The organism is Streptomyces venezuelae, from assembly GCF_008642375.1.
Classification (GTDB): Bacteria; Actinomycetota; Actinomycetes; order Streptomycetales; family Streptomycetaceae; genus Streptomyces; species Streptomyces venezuelae_G.
Genome location: NZ_CP029194.1, coordinates 1,841,094 through 1,857,910, shown reverse-complemented (window position 1 = coordinate 1,857,910; position 16,817 = coordinate 1,841,094). Strand labels below are relative to the sequence as shown.

Below are 16,817 nucleotides of genomic sequence, written 5' to 3'. Positions count from 1 at the left end.
GCAAGCGTCCGGACCGGCCGCGCCCTCCTCCCGCTCGGGGTGGCTGGTCCAGATGCTTTCAGAGATGCCGGAGACGAACGACCGTACCCACGTCTACCTCGGCGTCCATGTCCGTGGCTCCGTCACCGTCGTCCACGAACGCGCCAGGACCCTGCTGGAGCCGAACGACCTGGTCTTCTGCGACCCGGCCCGGCGGCATCTGCTGCGGTTCGGCGAGGACTGCCAGATGATCTTCTTCCGGGTGCCCCGGTGCTACCTGGGCGTCACGGAGGCGGAACTGGGCCGGGTGCTCGGCGTACCCGTACGAGGCGGGGAGGGGATCGGGGCGCTGGCGTCCGACTTCCTGACCGCGCTCGCCGCCAAGGAGGAGTTCCGCCGGTCCACGATCGGGGACCGGCGTGCCCGGACGGCCGTACACCTCCTCTCCGTCCTGGTCATGGAGCTCCTCGAAGCGGACACGACGGACGAGGCCGGCGACGCGTCCGGGACCGTCAACGAGATGCTGTCCCGGATCCGCGCCCACATCGAAGAACATCTGATGGACCCGGACCTCTCCCCGGAGTCGATCGCACGCGCCCACCACATCTCCGTCCGGTACCTGCAGAAGCTCTTCCAGAACGACGGCAGCACGGTGAGCCAATGGGTGCGGCGGCGCAGGCTCGAGTTCTGCCGGCTCGAACTGGGCCGCTCCAGCCGGAGGATCACCATGGCCGCGGTGGCACAACGCTGGGGCTTCAGCAGCCCCTCGCACTTCAGCCGCACCTTCCGTGGCGCCTACGGCATGAGCCCCAGCGAATGGCAGGCGCTGGCGACCTCGGCCTTCGCGCCGACGCCCAGGACGAGCGAAGGCGCTGAGCCGTGAGTGCGCCGTCATGACAGCGCAGAGGCACGCACGGACAAGAGGTGCCCCTTCCACGGCTCTACCGTGAGTGACAGTCGCACGGGCCTCCAGCCGAACTCCGGGCCGCACCCGCACCGTGACCGTCGTGACGACGCCCCACACGCGGCCCGACACCGAGAAGAGAACTCGCATGACCAACCCCACCGTCGTCCTCGTACACGGTGCCTTCGCCGACGCGACGGGCTGGATAGGCGTCATCGCGGAACTGCGGAGCAGCGGCATCCCGGTGATCGCTCCGTCGAACCCGCTGCGGGGCCTGACGCCGGACTCCGCCTACCTCTCCTCCGTCCTGGCCCAGCTCGACGGCCCGGCCGTACTCGTCGGCCACTCTTACGGCGGCGCGCTGATCACCGTGGCCGGCACCGCGCAGAACGTCGTGGGGCTCGTCTACGTGGCCGCCTTCGTACCCCACGAGGGCGAGAGCATCGGCGAGCTCCAAGGGGCCTTCCCCGAGCCCCCGTCGACGGGCAGCCTGAAGCAGTGGACCTACCCGCTCCTCGACGGCGACTCCGGGGTCGAGGTCACCATCGAGGAGACCGCGTTCTCCGCGGTGTTCGCGGCGGACGTGCCCGAGGACATCTCCGGCGTCCTGGCGGCGGCCCAACGCCCGCTCGCCACGGTCGCCTTCACCGAGACCGCGTCCGCGGCGGCGTGGCGGACCAAACCCTCCTGGGCCCTGGTGGCCGGGGCGGACCGCGTGATCAGCCCCGAAGTCCAGCGCTTCGGCGCCGCACGGGCCGGCGCCGTCGTCGTCGAACTTCCGGACGCCTCCCACGCAGTCGTCCTCTCCGAGCCCACACGGGTCGCCGACCTGATCAGGGACGCGGTACGAGCGTCGAGCTGACCGACCGGCCCCCCGCGACGACACGGAAGGCAACGGAGGCGTCGGAGGCGAGCTCCGGAACAAGTCGGCCAAGCGCGGGGGAAAGGTGCGGGCAGGCGCCCTGGTGGCAGTCGCAGCGGTCGCGCACATCCGCCCGTACCGTCGGGCCGCGCGGTCTGGGGTGGGTGGCTACAGCCAGTCCTTCTTCTTGAAGATCACGTACAGGCTCGTGCACACCACCGCCATCAGCACCACCGCGAACGGATAGCCGCCCGCCCGGTGCAGATGGCCGGGTGAGTCATGCTGACCTGTGGCTTTGCTCATTTCCGGGGCTTTCACGATGACACCGATTCACGCGGTCGATTCTCCCCAGGCGCTCCCCGGAGCTGCATGTACTCGCCAGATTCTCCCCACTGAGAGACTGTGACTGGGGATCCAGTACCGCCATGCCCAACCTGGCAGGCGCCTCGCAGGTGTTGCGGCGCCGCGAGGGATGCCTGCTCGTGCAGCGAGCCAACCACCCTTCCGCACCGTCAGGTTGGAAAGAACTCACTGCCCACTGCGTCACGGCCGCCGGGTGGCTCAGCGGCCTGGGCTCTCGCCCGCGCTTGGGCACCGGCGGCAGTGAGGCACCCCTTCTGCTTGTCGACGACCCGAGGTGAGGCCCCGCCCGGTGCGCCCTCCAAGGTTCACCAGGAGTCTCCATCGATCGACCCCGGCGGACGTACGGGTGGCTCGTCCGGCCTACTCCGGAGGGTGCCGGGGCACACCGTACGGGAGCCAGCCGGCCAGTACCGCGAGGATGCCCGCCTCGAATCGGCTGCGCGCGTGCAGGCGGTGCAACAAGCCGGCGACGATCCGGCGGGCGCTGCGTGAGGAGATGCCGAGTCGCTTGGCCATCGACTCGTCCGTGTGCCCCTCGGCCAAGAGCCGGAGCACCTCCTGTTCCCGCCGATCCAATGCTTTGTCCTTGAGTCGTGGTTGGTCGGGAGTCGGGCAGTCCAAGGGACGGGCGTCGGACCAGGTCTGCTCGAAGAGGGCACAGAGAGCCGCCACGAGACTCGGTTCCCGCACCACGATCGCCGCGTCACGGGCGTCGGCGACGTTCATGGGGAGCACGGCCGTTTCCCGGTCGACGATGATCATCCTGAGGGGGAGGGAGGGCACGGTGCGAACCTTGGCACCGCAACGTCCCAGCCATTCCACGTGCTCCCGGGTAGGGCCGTGATTCCGCGCGCTGTCCAAATAGACTGTCCGTGAGCGGACGCCACGGGCCAGTAACGCTTCGTTGGGGCCGCGGCTGGCCTTCAGGTCATCCTCGCTGTGCCCACCGCCCGCGGCGAAGGTCATCACCGAGCATCGTGCGTCGGCGCCCAGCTGGGCGAGTTGTCGTCGAATCGTATGGATTCCGTGGAGGCGCTCGACTGTGTCGCCTTCGGCGTAAGGATGGGCTGAGTCGTACTCGGCGACGAGTCGGGCAGCCGCGACCCGGGCCTCTTCCGTGCGCTGCCGCTGGGCCGCGAGCGCGGCCTCCTGACGGGCGAGCAGTATTCCCGCCGCCGTCTCGGGCCGGAGCGCCCTGGGTGCCTCGGACTCGCGGGCGTCCGGATAGATCAAGGAGAGTTCACTGAGCTTGTCGAGAGCCGGCCCCAGAGCGTCGACCGATAGGTGCAGCCGGGCCGCGAGCTGGGGCGCGTCCTCGTCAGGGTGGGCCAGCATCGCTCGGTACACCCGCTCGGTGACGGGATCCAGCCCTAACGCCCGCAACATCGATGTGCCTGTCATTGATAGTGGCATGCCAAGGATTCTGTCGTAACTGACATGCCTGCGGAAGGCGACTCCGGCACATCTGCCCCAGCGTGCCCCGGAGCCTCCGCATCCATTTCGATCGCCCCGGAGGATCTATGTATCTGGTTCATGCCCAGTTCGCCCCACCCGCCGTCGGCGGGATGTGGGGCGAGGAGATGCACCTGGCCGGGGAAGAGATCCGGAGGGACCCTCGGGTACAGCATGTCTCGTGCCATCCCGACGGGCCGTCGGGACCCGTTCTCGGCGTCTTCGTCCTGGCCCGCACCGTCGAAGCGGCCGAGGAACAGGTGGCCGAGCTGTGCCATACCGCTCTCCGTGCCAGCCCTGGCCTCAGCGGTTGGCGGCTCGCCCGGTGCGAGGTCGTGCTGAGCGTCCTCAGCTGATCACCGGTCCGGCCCCGCGACGGGCATGGCCGGTTTGGGACATGGCCGGATGAGGAAACACCGATCGCTTCCGTGTCTTTCCGCCTCCCCCACACCATGAGGGCACCTCCGACCAACCCTCGTGAGTGGAGACCCTCCATGCACCGGAACGTACCCCGATCCGAGAGCACTGCCGGCCTCATCGCGCCGTACGACCTCACCTGGGGAGGCTGACCGGGGGAGGAGGTGGCAGCCGCCCGACCGGGCGCGCTCCATACCCCTGGCGCGACAAGGGAACCGGACGGAAGAGGTTGATTGGCTTGCCGCAACACTCCCAGCGCACAAGACGCTTCCGAAGGGCAGCGACTCTCGCGGCGGCGCTCGCGCTCGCCACCACCACCGCCACCACCGCCGCCACCACCGTGGGCGCGGCCACCGGCGACGGGCTTGCCGCCGCGGTCGCCGGATCGCAGCGGACCCCCGGCGGGCTGTCTGCCGGCCTCGCGCCTCGGCCGACCCACGACGAAGGCCGTGCCACGGTGTTCGTGGAGCTCGCTGTCGGCTCCGCACTCGACGCGTCCACGGCACAGACCCGTCGTGGCTCCGGCGAGCAGGCGGCGCGGCGAGCAGCCAAGGACGCCCGCCGCGCCGTCGACAGCCACGCCGAACGAGTCGCCGACATCCTGCGCGACGCGGACCGGACCACGAAGGTTCTCGCGGTCACCGGCAATGCCGTACCCGGTCTCCTCGTCGAGGCCGATCTCGACGGTGTACGGCTCCTCGCCGAGCGTCCCGACGTACGCTCCATCCGCCCGATCACCGCCCAGGAGAAGAGCAGCACCAGTTCCGTGCAGCTCACGGGGGCCCTCAATGCCTGGCAACAGACCGGCAGAACCGGTAAGGGCATCCGCATCGGCATCGTCGACGACGGAATCGACTACACCCACGCGGCATTCGGTGGACCCGGTACCCCGGCCGCGTACCGCGCGATCGATCCCACCGTGGTGGCCCCCGGTACCTTCCCCACCGCGAAGGTGATCGGAGGCACCGACTTCGTGGGAGACGCCTACGACGCGTCCGGGCGGCTCGGCTCCACCACCCCGGTGCCCGACCCCAACCCGATCTCCTGCGGCCATCACGGCACGCACGGCGCCAGCATCATCGCCTCCCAGGGCGTCAACGCCGACGGGTCCACCTTCACCGACGACTACGCCGATCTCACCCCGGAGACCGTCCGCTCGATGCGCGTCGGCCCCGGCATGGCCCCGGAGGCTTCCCTCTACGCTCTGAAGGTCTTCGGCTGCAACGGACTCACCTCCGCGCTCACCGCGAAGGCCTTGGACCACGCGCTCGATCCCAACGGGGACGGCGACTTCGGCGACAAGCTCGACATCGTCAGCCTCGCTCTCAGCAGCAACTACAACAGCGTCGACGACCCCCTGTCGCTGTTCGTCCGCAAGCTCGCGCAGCACGATGTGCTGACGGTGTTCTCCGCCGGCAACGGAGGCGACCTGTACGATGTCGCCGGCTCACCGGGCAGCCTGGCGCCGGAGGCGCTCACGGTCGGCAGCACCCGCGACTCGTACTTCCTGCGCGACGGGGCCCGAGTCGAGGGGCCCGCCGCACAGGCCGGTGTCCAGCAGGGCCAGTTCAGTCTCGCGTTCACCGGCATGGACGCCCTCGATCTGAGCCGTGACGTCGTCCCCCTCCCGGCACACAACGCGCAGGGCTGCAAGGCGTACACGCCCGAGGAGACCGCGGCCGTCGCCGGGAAGACGGTCTGGCTGGAGATGAACGGCCAGCGGACCATCGAAGGCCTCGAGTGCGGATCGGTGGCCCGTGCTTCCCACGCACGGAAGGCCGGTGCCGCGGCCGTGGTGCTCAGCTCCGAACTGGACCACTTCACGGCCCGGATCACCGGGACGGCGGACATGCCGATGTTCCAGTTCACGATGACGTCCAGCGAGGCGCTCCGGCCCGCCGTGGAGGCGGGAACCCTGCGGCTGCGGCTCGTCGGATCCGACCGGGCCAGCGTTCCGACGTACGACGAGCGGCTCACCGACACCGCCTCCGTCTTTACCTCGCGCGGCATCCGCGGCCCCGTCGTCAAGCCCGACATCTCGGCGCCCGGTGACACCATCGCCGCTGCGTTCAGCGGCAGTGGGACCGACCGCGCCGTCTACTCCGGCACCTCGATGTCGGCCCCGCACGCCACCGGCGTCATGGCCCTCATCCGCCAGGCCCATCCGGAGTGGACCTACGAAGAGGCCAAGGCCGCCGCGATGAACACCGCGGGACATGACGTCACGGCCGACGACGGCACCCCCCTCACCCCGCAGCGGGTCGGCGCCGGAAGGATCGACGCCCTCGCCGCGCTGCGCACGGGAACCCTCGCCTACGTCACCGACGATCCCGGCGCCGTCAGCGCGTCCTTCGGCGTCGTGGAGGTGGAGCGGCGGCTGAAGCGGACGAAGACCGTGCGTGTCGTCAACAAGAGCGGCCACGCCCAGGTGTTCGACGCCTCGTACCAGACGATCGCGACCATGCCCGGCGTGCGCTTCACCGTCTCTCCCACCCGGGTACGCATCCCCGCGCACGGATCGGCGAAGGTGACCGTCACCCTGCGCGTCGACGACGCGCGAGAGCTCCGCAAGGCCATGGAACCGGCCATGGAACCGGTCCAGGGCGGACTCGCCCGTCAGTTCGTCGGCGACGCCTCGGGCCGCCTGTTGCTCACCCCGCGTCAGGGCGCCGACCAGACTCTGCGGGTCCCGGTCGCGGCCTCGCCCAAGCCGGTTTCCACGATACGGGTTCCCCGCACCGTCACCCCGCGCGGCGAGAACGCGCGCGCTCTGCTGAAGCTCACCGGCCGCGGTCTCGATCAGGGCGAGGGAGCCTCCGCCTACCGCTCACTGATCAGCGCCTTCGAACTCGGAGCCCGGTCACCGCGGATGCCCGACTGCGCCGACAGTACCGGTGGACGCTGTGTTCTCAACGCCACCGCCCGTGGCGGGGACCTGCGCTACGTCGGAGCCACCAGCACCGCCCCGCAGGCCCGCGCGGCGGGAAGGGCACAGGACGCACTGGCCGCCTTCGCGGTGGTGACCTGGGGCGACTGGGCCAACATCGGCAGCAACACGGTTCCGTACGTCCGGATCGACACCACCGGCGACGGAACGCCCGACTTCGAGTCCTACGTGGTCAAGGCGCCTCGCAGCGACGTCCTCCTGGTCAACACCGTCGACCTGCGCAAGCCGCGTCCGGGCGGCGGCTTCACCTCGGTCGACACTCAGCCCGTCAACAGTCACTTCGGCGATGTGGACACCAACACGTTCGACACCAACGTCGTCGTCCTGCCGGTCAGACTGAGCGCTCTGGGCATCGACCCGGCCGCCGCTTCCCACCCGATCAGCTACACCGTGGCGGTGGGCGGCTTCTACCGTGCCCCTGGCAGCGCGGTCGTCGACGAGCTCGACGCACCCGTCGCCTACGACCCGCTCGCCCCCACCTACCGGGTCGAGGGCGCAGGCGACCCCGCGGTGACCCACCTCGCCCTGCCCGGCACCTCCCTCGCGGTCCACGCCGCACCGGGGGCCCGCGGTGGCGAGTTGCTGACCGTCCTCCACCACAACGGCGGCCGGCACCGCGCCGACGTCGTCACCGTGCACAAGACCCGCCGCTAGGTCCTGTCGTCGAACTCCCGTCGTCGCCCGAAGGGCGGACCCGCGGCGTCAGGTGCGTGCTCTCGGTGTGCCGGGCTCAAGCCCTCGTACTGGACGTACTCGGGCTTGTGCCCGGTGCGGCGAGAGCGCGTGCATGGCGTCGTGGGGCAGATGGGAGTTCGACGGTCCTGGGGCCTGTCCGACGGATCAGGGTCGGACAGGCCCTAGGCCACGCCGGACGGAGGACGACGTCCGCGTCCCACGGCCTCGTATGCCCTTCGGGGGCGAGACAGGCGAGGGCCTCGGACTTTCATCCGGATCCGACCAGTGCCCGCCCCGCTTCCCGGGGCGGGCACCCGTCACACGCGAGCGAGAAGGAGGACAACGTCATGTCGACCGCCGTCCGCGCCCCCGAGGCCGTGTCGTTCCTCGGTACCGCCCTCGCCGGGGCGGACCACCCGACGACCGGGGTGACGTTCCGACTCCTGGGCGACTTCGACGTCCGTATCGGCGGCGTCCGCTGGACGCCGCCGTCCCGCAAACCCCGGAGGCTGCTCGCCGCCCTGCTCCTCGAACCGCGCTGCCACGTCGCCAAGGAGCGCTTGGTGGCGGCCGTCTGGGACGGGGAACCACCGCGCTCGGCGACGAGCGCCATCCAGGTGTACGCCTCGCAGCTACGCCGTGCCCTGCCCGGCCACGCCCTCGTCTGCTCAGGCGACGGGTATCTCCTGGACGTCGACCCGTACTCCGTCGACCTGCACCGCTTCCGTCTCCTCGTCACCCGAGCGGAGACACGGCCCGCCGAGCAGGGCGCAGTGATGCTGCGCGAAGCCCTGGAACTCTTCCGCGGCGAACCGCTCGCCAACATCGGGTCCGATCACCTGCGCCGTGACGCGGAACCCGTCATCATGGAGGAACACCTCAGCGCGTACGAGCGCCTGGCGGAGCTCGAACTCGCCCTCGGCCGCAGTGACCGGACGGTACCCGAACTCCTGCGTCTCACAAGCCTCCACCCCCTGCGTGAGCGTCTCTGGGAGCTGCTGATCCGCTGCCAGAGCTCCCTGGGCCGCCACCGCGACGCGGCCGACACGTACGCCCGCGTCCGCCGGGTCCTGCACCAGGAGCTCGGTGTGGAGCCGGGCGCCGAGCTCCGGAAGGCAGGGCGCCAGGCGGACGCCCGGGCGGGGCACGGCCGGCCACGAAAAGGAATGATGGACATGGGGCGTTCCGCGATGCCGCCGGTCCTCCGGGAACCGGAACGGGAGAGCGGACACGAGCCGGCTCCCGGCCCCGGAGCCTTCGCCCCACGGGCCGGGGGCACAGGCGAGCCGGTTCCGGGCTCCGTACGGCCCTCGACCGAGCCGACACGGGAACCGGGAGACGCCGGGGCGGCCCCCTTACCCGGGCCCGATCCGGACTCCTCCCCGGAGCTCCTGTCCACGGGCTGCCATGGACCGAACATGCTGCCCGGGGACCTCACGGACTTCGTCGGACGGGGCGCCGAACTCGAGCGGGCGCGTGTGCTGACGGCGGACACCCCCCGGGGCAGCGTGATCCTGGCCGTCACCGGTATGCCGGGAGCGGGGAAGACCGCGCTCGCCACCCGCATCGCCCACCACGCCGCGGCCGCGTACCCGGACGGACAGTTCTACGTCGACCTGCATGGTCACAGCGACGAGCGGGATCCGCTGTCCCCGTACGAGGCGCTCGACCTGCTCCTGCGGATGGCCGGAGAGCCCGGTGATCTCGCGAATGCCGATGGGGCCGGGAACGTCGCGCTCGCCGCCGCTCGCTGGCGCGCCCTGCTCGGCCGTCGCCGTGTGGTCCTCCTGCTGGACGACGCCGCCGACGCCGCGCAGATCCGCCCCCTGCTGCCGGGCGATTCCGCCAGCCTCGTGGTCGTCACCGGCCGCGGCCCCCTCGCCGAACTCGACGGCGCCCATCCGATCCGCCTGGGCATGCTCTCCACCGCCGAGGCAACCGCCCTGTTCACCGGTGTGGTGCCCAGGGACGAGGCGTACGGCGCCGTGGTCGCCCGGCTCTGCGGCAACCTGCCGCTCGCCGTGCGGATCGCCGCCGCTCGCCTGCGCCACCAGGCGTCCCAACCGGCCGCGGAGCTCGTCCGGAACCTGCGAGGAGGCACCGCGTTCGACGAACTCCGACTCGGCAGCCGTAGCGTCGCGCGGACCTTCGACGCCTCCTACCGTTCCCTGTCCCGGCCCGCCCGGCACGCCTTCCGCATGCTCGGCCTGCTGCCCGGCCAGGACACCGACCTCCCGGCGACCGCCGCGCTGTTCGGAGTTCCGCGCGAGCGGGCGCGCCGGCTCCTGGACGGTCTGGTCGACCGCAACCTCCTGGAACAGCACACGCGCGGCAGGTTCCGGATGCACCCGCTGCTCCGCCGTTACGCGCTCCTGGCCGCGCACCGCCAGGACCCCGGACCCGAGCGTCGCGCCGCACTGGGCCGACTCTCCGAGTACTACCTCCGCCATGCCCGTGCCGCGCTCCGCCTGATGGTGCGGCCACGCCCGATGGCCGCCGACGACGAGGCCGGGCGGCTCTTCGCCGATCGTTCGGCCGCCGCCCGGTGGCTGGCCGCCGAGCGCGTCAACCTGGCCGCCGTCGCGCACGGCCCCGCGTACGCGCTGCCCCCGGAACAGACACAGGCCCTGGCACGCCTGCTACTGGGCCACGTCCGGGGGCCCGGCTCCCCGGGGCCGGGTGGCGTCGAGCGCCTACCCGGTGGTGTCGAGCGCCAGGTCCGCGAGGAGGCGGACCTCCGCCGCCAGCGGGCGGTCATGGGTGAGGGGCGCGGCGGCTTCGGTCAGGATTCTCCACAGTCCGTGCGCCCGTGACCCGGTACGTCGGCCCGTCTCGGTGAGGGCCAGCAACAGCGCGCCGGAGATCCAGCGCAGACGGGTCAGCATCTCGGACACGGCCGCGGCGCTGTTCAGGGCCAGCGGCACGTGATCCTGGTTGTCCAGGTTGGTGGGAATCGTGGTCATCGACGCCGGATAGCCGAGCTGGCGGATCCGCGACAGATGTGAGGAGGCGGCGATCTGCACTCCGGCGAGCCCGCTGTCCCGGCCCGGTCGCGCCGCGAGCAGCGGGGGTAGCCCCCCGTTGGCGCGCGGGTCGAGGAGGAGAGCCAGTTGCCGCTCCATCAGCAGAGCCACCTGATGGACGGAGCTCGCGTGCGCCTCCGAGGCGAGGACGACCGGCGCGGCGTGGAAATTGCCGCCGTGCCGGATCACGCCGTCCACCGTGACGGGGTTGTCCGTGCAGCCGTCCGCCTCCGCCGTCAGCACCGTCTCCTGAAACCGCAACTGGTCCAGGACGGCGCCCAGGACCTGAGGAGCGCAGCGCAGCGAGTACCGCTCCTGCAACGGCCTTTCCGGCGACCGGACATGACCGGGCGGCAGCTCCGCGCGGATCAGCGCGGCGGCCCGCCGCTGCCCAGGCTGGCCGCGCACTCGGCTGAGCGCGTCGTGGTACGGATCAGGATCGGCCCCCAGCACCTCGGCGAGCCTGCCGGTGACGGCGGCCGCGAGCCGCGCCGTCGCCTCCAGCTCCCGGTGGTTGTGCAGCGCCAGCGCGAGACCGGCACTGGTGCCGTTGACGAAGGCCAGCGCCCCTCGGGCGTCCCACACCAGAGCCGGGACACCGAGCCGGCGCAGCACCTCGGCCGGCGGGTGGTGCCCGCCGCCCGCCGCCTCCTTCGGGTCCGCCCAGGCGAGCTGGGACTGGTCATCCCCGGTCGCGGCCAGTGCGGCATGGGCGAGGGGCACGAGGTCCCCACTGGCGCTCAGGCTTCCGTCGCGCGGGACGACAGGGGTGAAACCCGCGTTCCACTGGTCGGCGAACAATTGCCACAGAGCTGGATCGACCGCCGAGTGTCCGGCGGCCATCGACCGCAACCGCAACCAGAGCATCGTCCGGGTCACCGCCGGGGTCAGGGGTTCGCCCTGCCCGGTTGCCAGGTGCCGGATCAGACCGAGCCCTTGTACGCCCGGGTCGGGGTCCGCGGCGTACGTGACCAGGGGGCCGAAGCCACGGGTCGTGCCGTACACGTCCCGTGTGCGGCACGACCGCTCGAACGCGTCCCGGCTCCTCGCCATCCGTTCCCGCGCCGAGTCGTCGAGCGTGATCCGGCTCTCCCAACCGCTTTCCGCGAGCAGACGTGACACCGTGCCGCTCACGACGTCCGTCCCGCCATCTCCCGAAGCCGCTCGATCAGAACGATGTCACCGGACCGTGGCACCTCACGCACCTGGATCACCGACCGGGGACCGGGCACCACGGTGCCCAGCACGGCCGCGAGGCGGGAGCGGAACTCGGCCGTCCCGGTCCCCGAGGGGCTGGCGTAGTACATGGCGTAGTGCTCGCCTCGGATCTCGTCGTCGAGTGGTACACACACGGTGTCCGCCTCCGGGAACGCCTCCCGCGCCAGCAGCTCCACCAGGCCGAGGTCACAGCGGACTCCGTTCACCTTCACCAGTCCGGGCGACCGGCCGAGGCGTCTGAAGCCGCGCGGTCCGGCGGGCACGACCAGATCCGGCATCGTGACCGTGTCCGGTCGCGGCGCCCCGGGACGCCGTGCCAGCCGGGATCCGCCCACGGTCAGACGCACCGGACCGGCGCGCCGGTCGGTTACGGGACCGCTCTCCCCGCAGGCTGCCGGACCGGCCTTCGCCCCTGCTCCCGGGCCGACCCACGAGCCCATGCCGGCTTCCGCGGCCGCGTCGGGCCACGTGTCGTCCGCCGGTGACGGGCGTATTGCCGCCGCGCCGGCCCAGGAGACGTCAGGCAGGAGCTGCCACACCCCGTCCTCACGCAGCGCGGGGTCCAGGGGGCGGGTCGCCACGGCACCGGTCTCGGTCGAGCCGAGCACCTCGAGAGCCCGGAATCCGGTGCCGGCCAGGCGCCTGGTCACCTCGTACGCGGCGCCCGGAACCCGGGCGGTGCTGTGCACCGCCACCACCTCCCGGCACGCGGCCAGTTCCGGCAGCCGGCGCAGCAGCAGTTGCCAGCTGGAGGGCAGGCACACCAGCACGGTCCGTGCACCGGGGTCGAGCGCCGGCGGTACCAGCGGAGTGTCCCCGTGATCGGTCACGGAGGCACCGAGGAGACGGGGGAGTTCGACGCCGAAGACCCGGCCGTACAGATGGTGCGGCGGTGCGTACGAGACCACCTGGTCGGCGGGCCCGGTCAGTCCGGCCAGGAGCTCGCCCTCCGCCCGGAGCTGCCCGGCGGTCCGCAACCAGGTGACCGGCCTGCCGGTGGTTCCCGAGGTCCTGAAGACGATGTCCGGGCCGGGCTCGGAGCGACGGACGGTCACCGGCCGGAACCCAGCGCCGCGGCGTCCTCCAGTCGGTCCGCGACGAACCGAGCCATCCGCTCGGTCGTGGCGAACCAGTAGCGTACGTCGTCCCCGACGAGGTCCACCTCGATGCCGAACTCGGCCTCCACCCCGGTGATGCACTCCAGAGCGGTCAGGCTGTCGTATCCCTCACCGAGTGAAACCCGCAGGTCGGCCCCGTCCGGGAACGTGGCGTACTCGGGTCCGAGCCGGGCCGCGAGAAGCGCGCGCAGCCGGGTGAGCACGGTGTCCGGGGATGGTGTGGTCATGTGTCGCTCAGTCCTTCGCTGCCTTACGCTCCGACCGGCCGGTCGGAGCGGTGAAGTGGTCCGGCCGCCGCGATGTACACGTCGGACGGCGAGGCGGTGCGGAACTCCAGGTAGAAGAAGGCCGTGCGCTCCGTCACACCGAGCGCGTGGGCGATCCGGGCAGCGAGCGCCGCCCGGAACTCCTCGTCCCGCTCGGGGGAGATGCAGCAGACGACCGAGGCATGGCGCAGGTCTCCTTCGGCGGGCCGCGGCGGCAGCGAGGCCACCGGCCAGCCGCCCGCGAGCACCCGTTGTTCATCCGCCGTCTCGAACTGGACCACGACGTGCCGGGCCTGCACGTCGTGGTCGGCCAGCCAGCGAGTGATGGTCAGCGCGACCGCGCGCTGACGGGAGGCGGACATCTCCGCACTGGCGATGGTGATCGTCGGCATGGCTGGCCTCGCTTCCGTCGTCCGGAGGTGATGTGGTGTCAGGAGAGAGTGAGGGCCGGGAGCCGTCCGGCCGAGGAGCGACCCACGCCGGCGGCCCGCGCTCGCAGGAGTGCGCCCAGCACCTCGGCGAGAGGTCCACCGCCGACCGGGGACAGCGGGGTCCACGCGGTGCCGTCGGGCCGGTCGGCGGCCTTCAGAAGGAGCTCCAGATGGTGCGTGTCCACGGGTATCCCGGCCCGCTGGGAGGCCACCACCGCCTCGTAGGTGGACAGCAGGTCGGGCAGCCGGTTGCCGGTGTCGGCGAATCCACCGCCCCTGACCCGGTGGCGATCGAGCGCCGGAGCCGGGTCCGGCGGGCGCTGCCCGGCGGCAGTGAGTACCCGGTACGCCTGCAGCGTGGCGCGCAGCGACATGGGGGCGCCCGGTACCTGACCGTACCCGCCGCCCGGCGCGGCGCAGGCGTCGGTGAACGCCACCAGCGCCCTGGCGTCGAGCGAGACGGCTGCCCGGACCCCCAGTAGTCGCAGCGTCTCCACGGCGGAGGCCGTGGACACCAGGTCCGAGCCGCGCCCGCTCCAGTACCCGAAGCCGCCGTCCTCGTTCTGCAGCCCGGCGAGCCAGTTCACCACCTTCACGCGACCCGCCGGGTCCTCCCTGAACGCGCCGGCGGCCACCGCCCACAGAGTGCAGCGAACCTCCGCGCCCCGACCGGGCATGTACATCACCCCGCCCTCGTTCGGCAGTTGGCAGGCCTCCAGCCACCGCACCAGCTCCGTCCGCCGCGCCGGAGGCGTATCCGGACGCAGCGCGAGCGCCGCCGTGGTCAGCGCGTCGTCGGCCCGCTCCGGCTCCCGGTAGGTGAACCCGCCTCCTGGAGTGGCCAGTTCGGTGATACGGCGGACCACCGGATCGGCCACCTCGTCCGTCGGCACACCGAGTGCCCGCAGCGATCCGACCGCGCAGAACGACGCCCACACGTCCTCCACCGGGTAACCCTCCCAGCGGACGAAGGCCCCGGCGGAGCCGCGCAGCCGCAGCACCCACCGCAGACACGCCTCGGGCAGCGCGGGCGCCGCGCCGAGGGTGGCCAGGGCGCCTGTCGCCCGGTACGTCGCCCACATGCACGGGACGTCGGACGACGCGGAGAAGTGGAAGCCGCCGCTGGTGTCCTGTCGGTCTCGCAGCCAGGCCACCAGCGCCGGCACCTGCCACGGAGGGGCCTCTCCAGCGCGGGCGACCGCCGCCCAGGCGTGCACGCCGTAGAAGCAGGCCCGCACGTCGGTGCGGTTGCGCCGCGCGTCGGCCGGTGTCCAGCCGAGACCGCCGTCCGGGGCCTGAAGCGCACCGAGCCAACGCAGCAGCCGGCTCCGCTCGCCCGGAGGGGGCGTCAGGCCGACCAGGCCGGCGGTGCGGGTGCTGAAGTGGGTCGCCCACACCTCCGCGCCCTGACCGGGCAGCATCCCGTACGCCTCGCCGGTCCAGGTGGACTCCAGCCACCGGGCGGTGCGCTCCGGACTGTCCTGGGTACAGCCGAGGTCGGCCAGGCCCTGGGTGCAGTAGAAGGTCGCCCACGCGTCGGAGGCCATGCCGGCGCTCCACGCGTGGCCACCGTCGTGGTTGCGGCGGGAGCGCAGATAGCGCGCCGTGGCCTCGGGTGCGGGCAGCTCACCGGACCGCCCGAGCCATGCGAGGGTACGGACGGCGGCGTAGGTGCACCACAGGTCGGGCTCGCCAGTGGCCGCCCCTCGTACACCGGACCCACCGACAGGCTGGAGCCCCCCGCCGGTCACTGGGCCGCCGCCAGGATGCGTACGTTGGAACGCTTCCAGCTCTTCTGCGAGGCGCCGCTCTTGGTCAGCTGAGGCAGCGAGTTGACGAAGACGACACGGTCCCAGGAGAGGTCGAGCCGCTCCTTGGAGGCCCTGCGGACCTCCTCGACGGCGGCCGGTTCCGCGGCGCGGTCGGCGCCGGGGAGGCGCTCCAGGAGCAGTCCGGCGTACGTACCGGATGCGTCCACCTCGATGAGGTAGCCGGTGGCGTCCGCGGTGGCGAACACCACCTCCTCCACGGCGCGAGGCGTCAGCGAGATCCCGTGGACGGCCAGGGTGTCGGAGTCGCGTCCGTGCACGGTGACCGTGGGCGTCACCAGCCCGCACGGGCAGTTCCGGCCGAGGGTGACCACATCACCGGTGGCCAGGCGGAGCAGCGGCCTGGCATAGGAGTTGAGCGGCGTCACCACAAGCTGCCCGGTGCGCGGGGCATCGGCGTACGCCCCGGCCGGGACGACGCCGTCGGGGCCCTGGGTGTCCAGTTCGAAGTAGGCGCTCGCGGTCAGTAGGTGCTGGCGGCCCGCCTGGCACGTGGTGGCCAGCGTGCCGGTCTCGGTGCTGCCGTAGCTCGCGTCGTGGACGTCGGCCTCCCACCACCGCCCCAGCCGCTCCCGGAACGGTTCCGTGTTCACCTCGCCCAGGAGCATCATGCGACGCAAGCCCGATCCGAGGTCGGCCAGAAGCCCGCGCCCGGCCGCCAGTCGAGTCCAGTCCAGGGCCACGCCGGGGGCGAGAAAGACGGTGGTCGGCCGGTAGGCGAGCCACAATTCCGTCAGCCGGTCCCAGCCGGTGATACCGGTCGCGAACGGATAGGCCCGCAGATGGGACAGGTCCAGGTAGTCGGCGACCTGGGCGATCAGGTCACCGATCGGGACCACGTCCGAGGGCATCAGGCTGAGGACGCGTTCGTCCTCACCCAGCACGGACCGCCAGGCCTCGGCCACCGCGACCGTGTTCCAGATGACGTCCTCGGCGAGTCGGGGCGTCGGGGTGGGCCGGCCGGTGCTCCCGGTCGTCTCGTAGTAGCGCAGTGCCGTGCCGGGCGTCACGGTCGCGAAGTCGAGCGGCCGGGTCTTGAGCTCTTCGCGAGGCAGGAGAGGCTGGGCGGAGAACGCCTCGGCGGAGAACGGACCGAGGTGGCGATAGGCCGGAGCCGGCGTGGCCCGCGACCAGAGTTCGCCGAGCTTGCGCAGGTAGAAGTCCGGACCAGGATCACCGGCCGTCGCCAGGGTCTCCTGCCTGGCCGAGCGCCAGATATCGACATGCCGTTCCTGATGCCACATCGGAAGATCCCCTGACAGCCGCTGGGAGTGAGAGTCGTGCGGCATCAAACCCCGGCCTTCTTAAGATCCCCCGAACCACCGTCCGGACG

At 71.8% G+C, this 16,817-nt stretch carries 13 protein-coding genes; 5 read left to right on the top strand and 8 right to left on the bottom strand.

The window, feature by feature from the left end; all coding sequences use genetic code 11:
• The first annotated feature begins 64 nt into the window (after positions 1-64).
• Together DEJ46_RS08225 and DEJ46_RS08220 are read left to right on the top strand one after the other, a co-directional pair.
• Positions 65-862 carry a helix-turn-helix domain-containing protein gene (locus DEJ46_RS08225; protein ID WP_223834564.1) on the top strand — a complete coding sequence of 266 codons (798 nt, stop codon included), beginning with the start codon at positions 65-67 and terminating at the stop codon, positions 860-862.
• Positions 863-1,031: 169 nt separating this feature from the next.
• A complete protein-coding gene (locus DEJ46_RS08220) occupies positions 1,032-1,745 on the top strand; it encodes an alpha/beta fold hydrolase (protein ID WP_150264885.1) in 714 nt (237 codons plus the stop codon).
• A 168-nt stretch (positions 1,746-1,913) separates the two neighbouring features.
• On the opposite strand, the gene DEJ46_RS40725 is transcribed toward DEJ46_RS08220, so the two are convergent.
• Together DEJ46_RS40725 and DEJ46_RS08210 are read right to left on the bottom strand one after the other, a co-directional pair.
• Positions 1,914-2,048 (bottom strand): hypothetical protein, encoded by a 135-nt coding sequence (locus DEJ46_RS40725; protein WP_317852227.1) that lies wholly within the window; start codon positions 2,046-2,048, stop codon positions 1,914-1,916.
• Positions 2,049-2,468: 420 nt separating this feature from the next.
• On the bottom strand, positions 2,469-3,509 hold the full coding sequence (locus tag DEJ46_RS08210) for a LuxR C-terminal-related transcriptional regulator (RefSeq protein ID WP_223834563.1): 1,041 nt from the start codon (positions 3,507-3,509) through the stop codon (positions 2,469-2,471).
• A gap of 119 nt (positions 3,510-3,628) precedes the next feature.
• Here DEJ46_RS08210 and DEJ46_RS08205 point away from each other — a divergent pair, with 119 nt between their 5' ends.
• The 3 genes from DEJ46_RS08205 to DEJ46_RS08195 all read left to right on the top strand — a co-directional run bounded on the left by DEJ46_RS08205 (position 3,629) and on the right by DEJ46_RS08195 (position 10,412).
• A complete protein-coding gene (locus DEJ46_RS08205) occupies positions 3,629-3,916 on the top strand; it encodes a hypothetical protein (protein ID WP_150264884.1) in 288 nt (95 codons plus the stop codon).
• Positions 3,917-4,215: 299 nt separating this feature from the next.
• Positions 4,216-7,578 carry a S8 family peptidase gene (locus DEJ46_RS08200; RefSeq protein WP_150264883.1) on the top strand — a complete coding sequence of 1,121 codons (3,363 nt, stop codon included), beginning with the start codon at positions 4,216-4,218 and terminating at the stop codon, positions 7,576-7,578.
• A gap of 368 nt (positions 7,579-7,946) precedes the next feature.
• A complete protein-coding gene (locus DEJ46_RS08195) occupies positions 7,947-10,412 on the top strand; it encodes a BTAD domain-containing putative transcriptional regulator (RefSeq protein ID WP_150264882.1) in 2,466 nt (821 codons plus the stop codon).
• Here DEJ46_RS08195 and DEJ46_RS08190 read toward each other — a convergent pair.
• From DEJ46_RS08190 to DEJ46_RS08165, 6 genes are read right to left on the bottom strand one after another with little or no spacing between them, the layout of a single operon-like run.
• Positions 10,293-11,756: an aromatic amino acid ammonia-lyase gene (locus DEJ46_RS08190; protein ID WP_223834562.1), complete on the bottom strand. Its 1,464-nt coding sequence runs from the start codon at positions 11,754-11,756 to the stop codon at positions 10,293-10,295. The two genes, DEJ46_RS08195 and DEJ46_RS08190, sit on opposite strands and share 120 nt — an antisense overlap.
• The gene (locus DEJ46_RS08185) at positions 11,753-12,895 is read right to left on the bottom strand and encodes an AMP-binding protein (protein ID WP_150264881.1); all 1,143 of its coding nucleotides are present in this window, start codon (positions 12,893-12,895) and stop codon (positions 11,753-11,755) included. Before DEJ46_RS08185 ends, DEJ46_RS08190 begins: the two co-directional genes overlap by 4 nt.
• The gene (locus DEJ46_RS08180) at positions 12,892-13,185 is read right to left on the bottom strand and encodes an acyl carrier protein (RefSeq protein WP_150264880.1); all 294 of its coding nucleotides are present in this window, start codon (positions 13,183-13,185) and stop codon (positions 12,892-12,894) included. The genes DEJ46_RS08185 and DEJ46_RS08180 overlap by 4 nt, the downstream gene beginning before the upstream one ends.
• A gap of 23 nt (positions 13,186-13,208) precedes the next feature.
• Positions 13,209-13,616 carry a hypothetical protein gene (locus DEJ46_RS08175; RefSeq protein WP_150264879.1) on the bottom strand — a complete coding sequence of 136 codons (408 nt, stop codon included), beginning with the start codon at positions 13,614-13,616 and terminating at the stop codon, positions 13,209-13,211.
• 38 nt (positions 13,617-13,654) lie between these two features.
• On the bottom strand, positions 13,655-15,406 hold the full coding sequence (locus DEJ46_RS08170; protein WP_150264878.1) for a prenyltransferase/squalene oxidase repeat-containing protein: 1,752 nt from the start codon (positions 15,404-15,406) through the stop codon (positions 13,655-13,657).
• Positions 15,403-16,728, bottom strand: coding sequence for a phenylacetate--CoA ligase family protein (locus DEJ46_RS08165; protein WP_150264877.1), 1,326 nt, complete (start codon positions 16,726-16,728; stop codon positions 15,403-15,405). Before DEJ46_RS08165 ends, DEJ46_RS08170 begins: the two co-directional genes overlap by 4 nt.
• Between the last annotated feature and the right edge of the window lie 89 nt (positions 16,729-16,817).

Bases quoted from the DNA above. Each gene is read 5' to 3' on its own strand.
- DEJ46_RS08195 (WP_150264882.1), top strand. From the start codon at position 7,947: ATGTCGACCGCCGTCCGCGCCCCCGAGGCCGTGTCGTTCCTCGGTACC.
- DEJ46_RS08220 (WP_150264885.1), top strand. From the start codon at position 1,032: ATGACCAACCCCACCGTCGTCCTCGTACACGGTGCCTTCGCCGACGCG.
- DEJ46_RS08165 (WP_150264877.1), bottom strand. From the start codon at position 16,728: ATGTGGCATCAGGAACGGCATGTCGATATCTGGCGCTCGGCCAGGCAG.
- DEJ46_RS40725 (WP_317852227.1), bottom strand. From the start codon at position 2,048: ATGAGCAAAGCCACAGGTCAGCATGACTCACCCGGCCATCTGCACCGG.
- DEJ46_RS08225 (WP_223834564.1), top strand. From the start codon at position 65: ATGCCGGAGACGAACGACCGTACCCACGTCTACCTCGGCGTCCATGTC.
- DEJ46_RS08180 (WP_150264880.1), bottom strand. From the start codon at position 13,185: ATGACCACACCATCCCCGGACACCGTGCTCACCCGGCTGCGCGCGCTT.
- DEJ46_RS08175 (WP_150264879.1), bottom strand. From the start codon at position 13,616: ATGCCGACGATCACCATCGCCAGTGCGGAGATGTCCGCCTCCCGTCAG.
- DEJ46_RS08210 (WP_223834563.1), bottom strand. From the start codon at position 3,509: ATGACAGGCACATCGATGTTGCGGGCGTTAGGGCTGGATCCCGTCACC.
- DEJ46_RS08205 (WP_150264884.1), top strand. From the start codon at position 3,629: ATGTATCTGGTTCATGCCCAGTTCGCCCCACCCGCCGTCGGCGGGATG.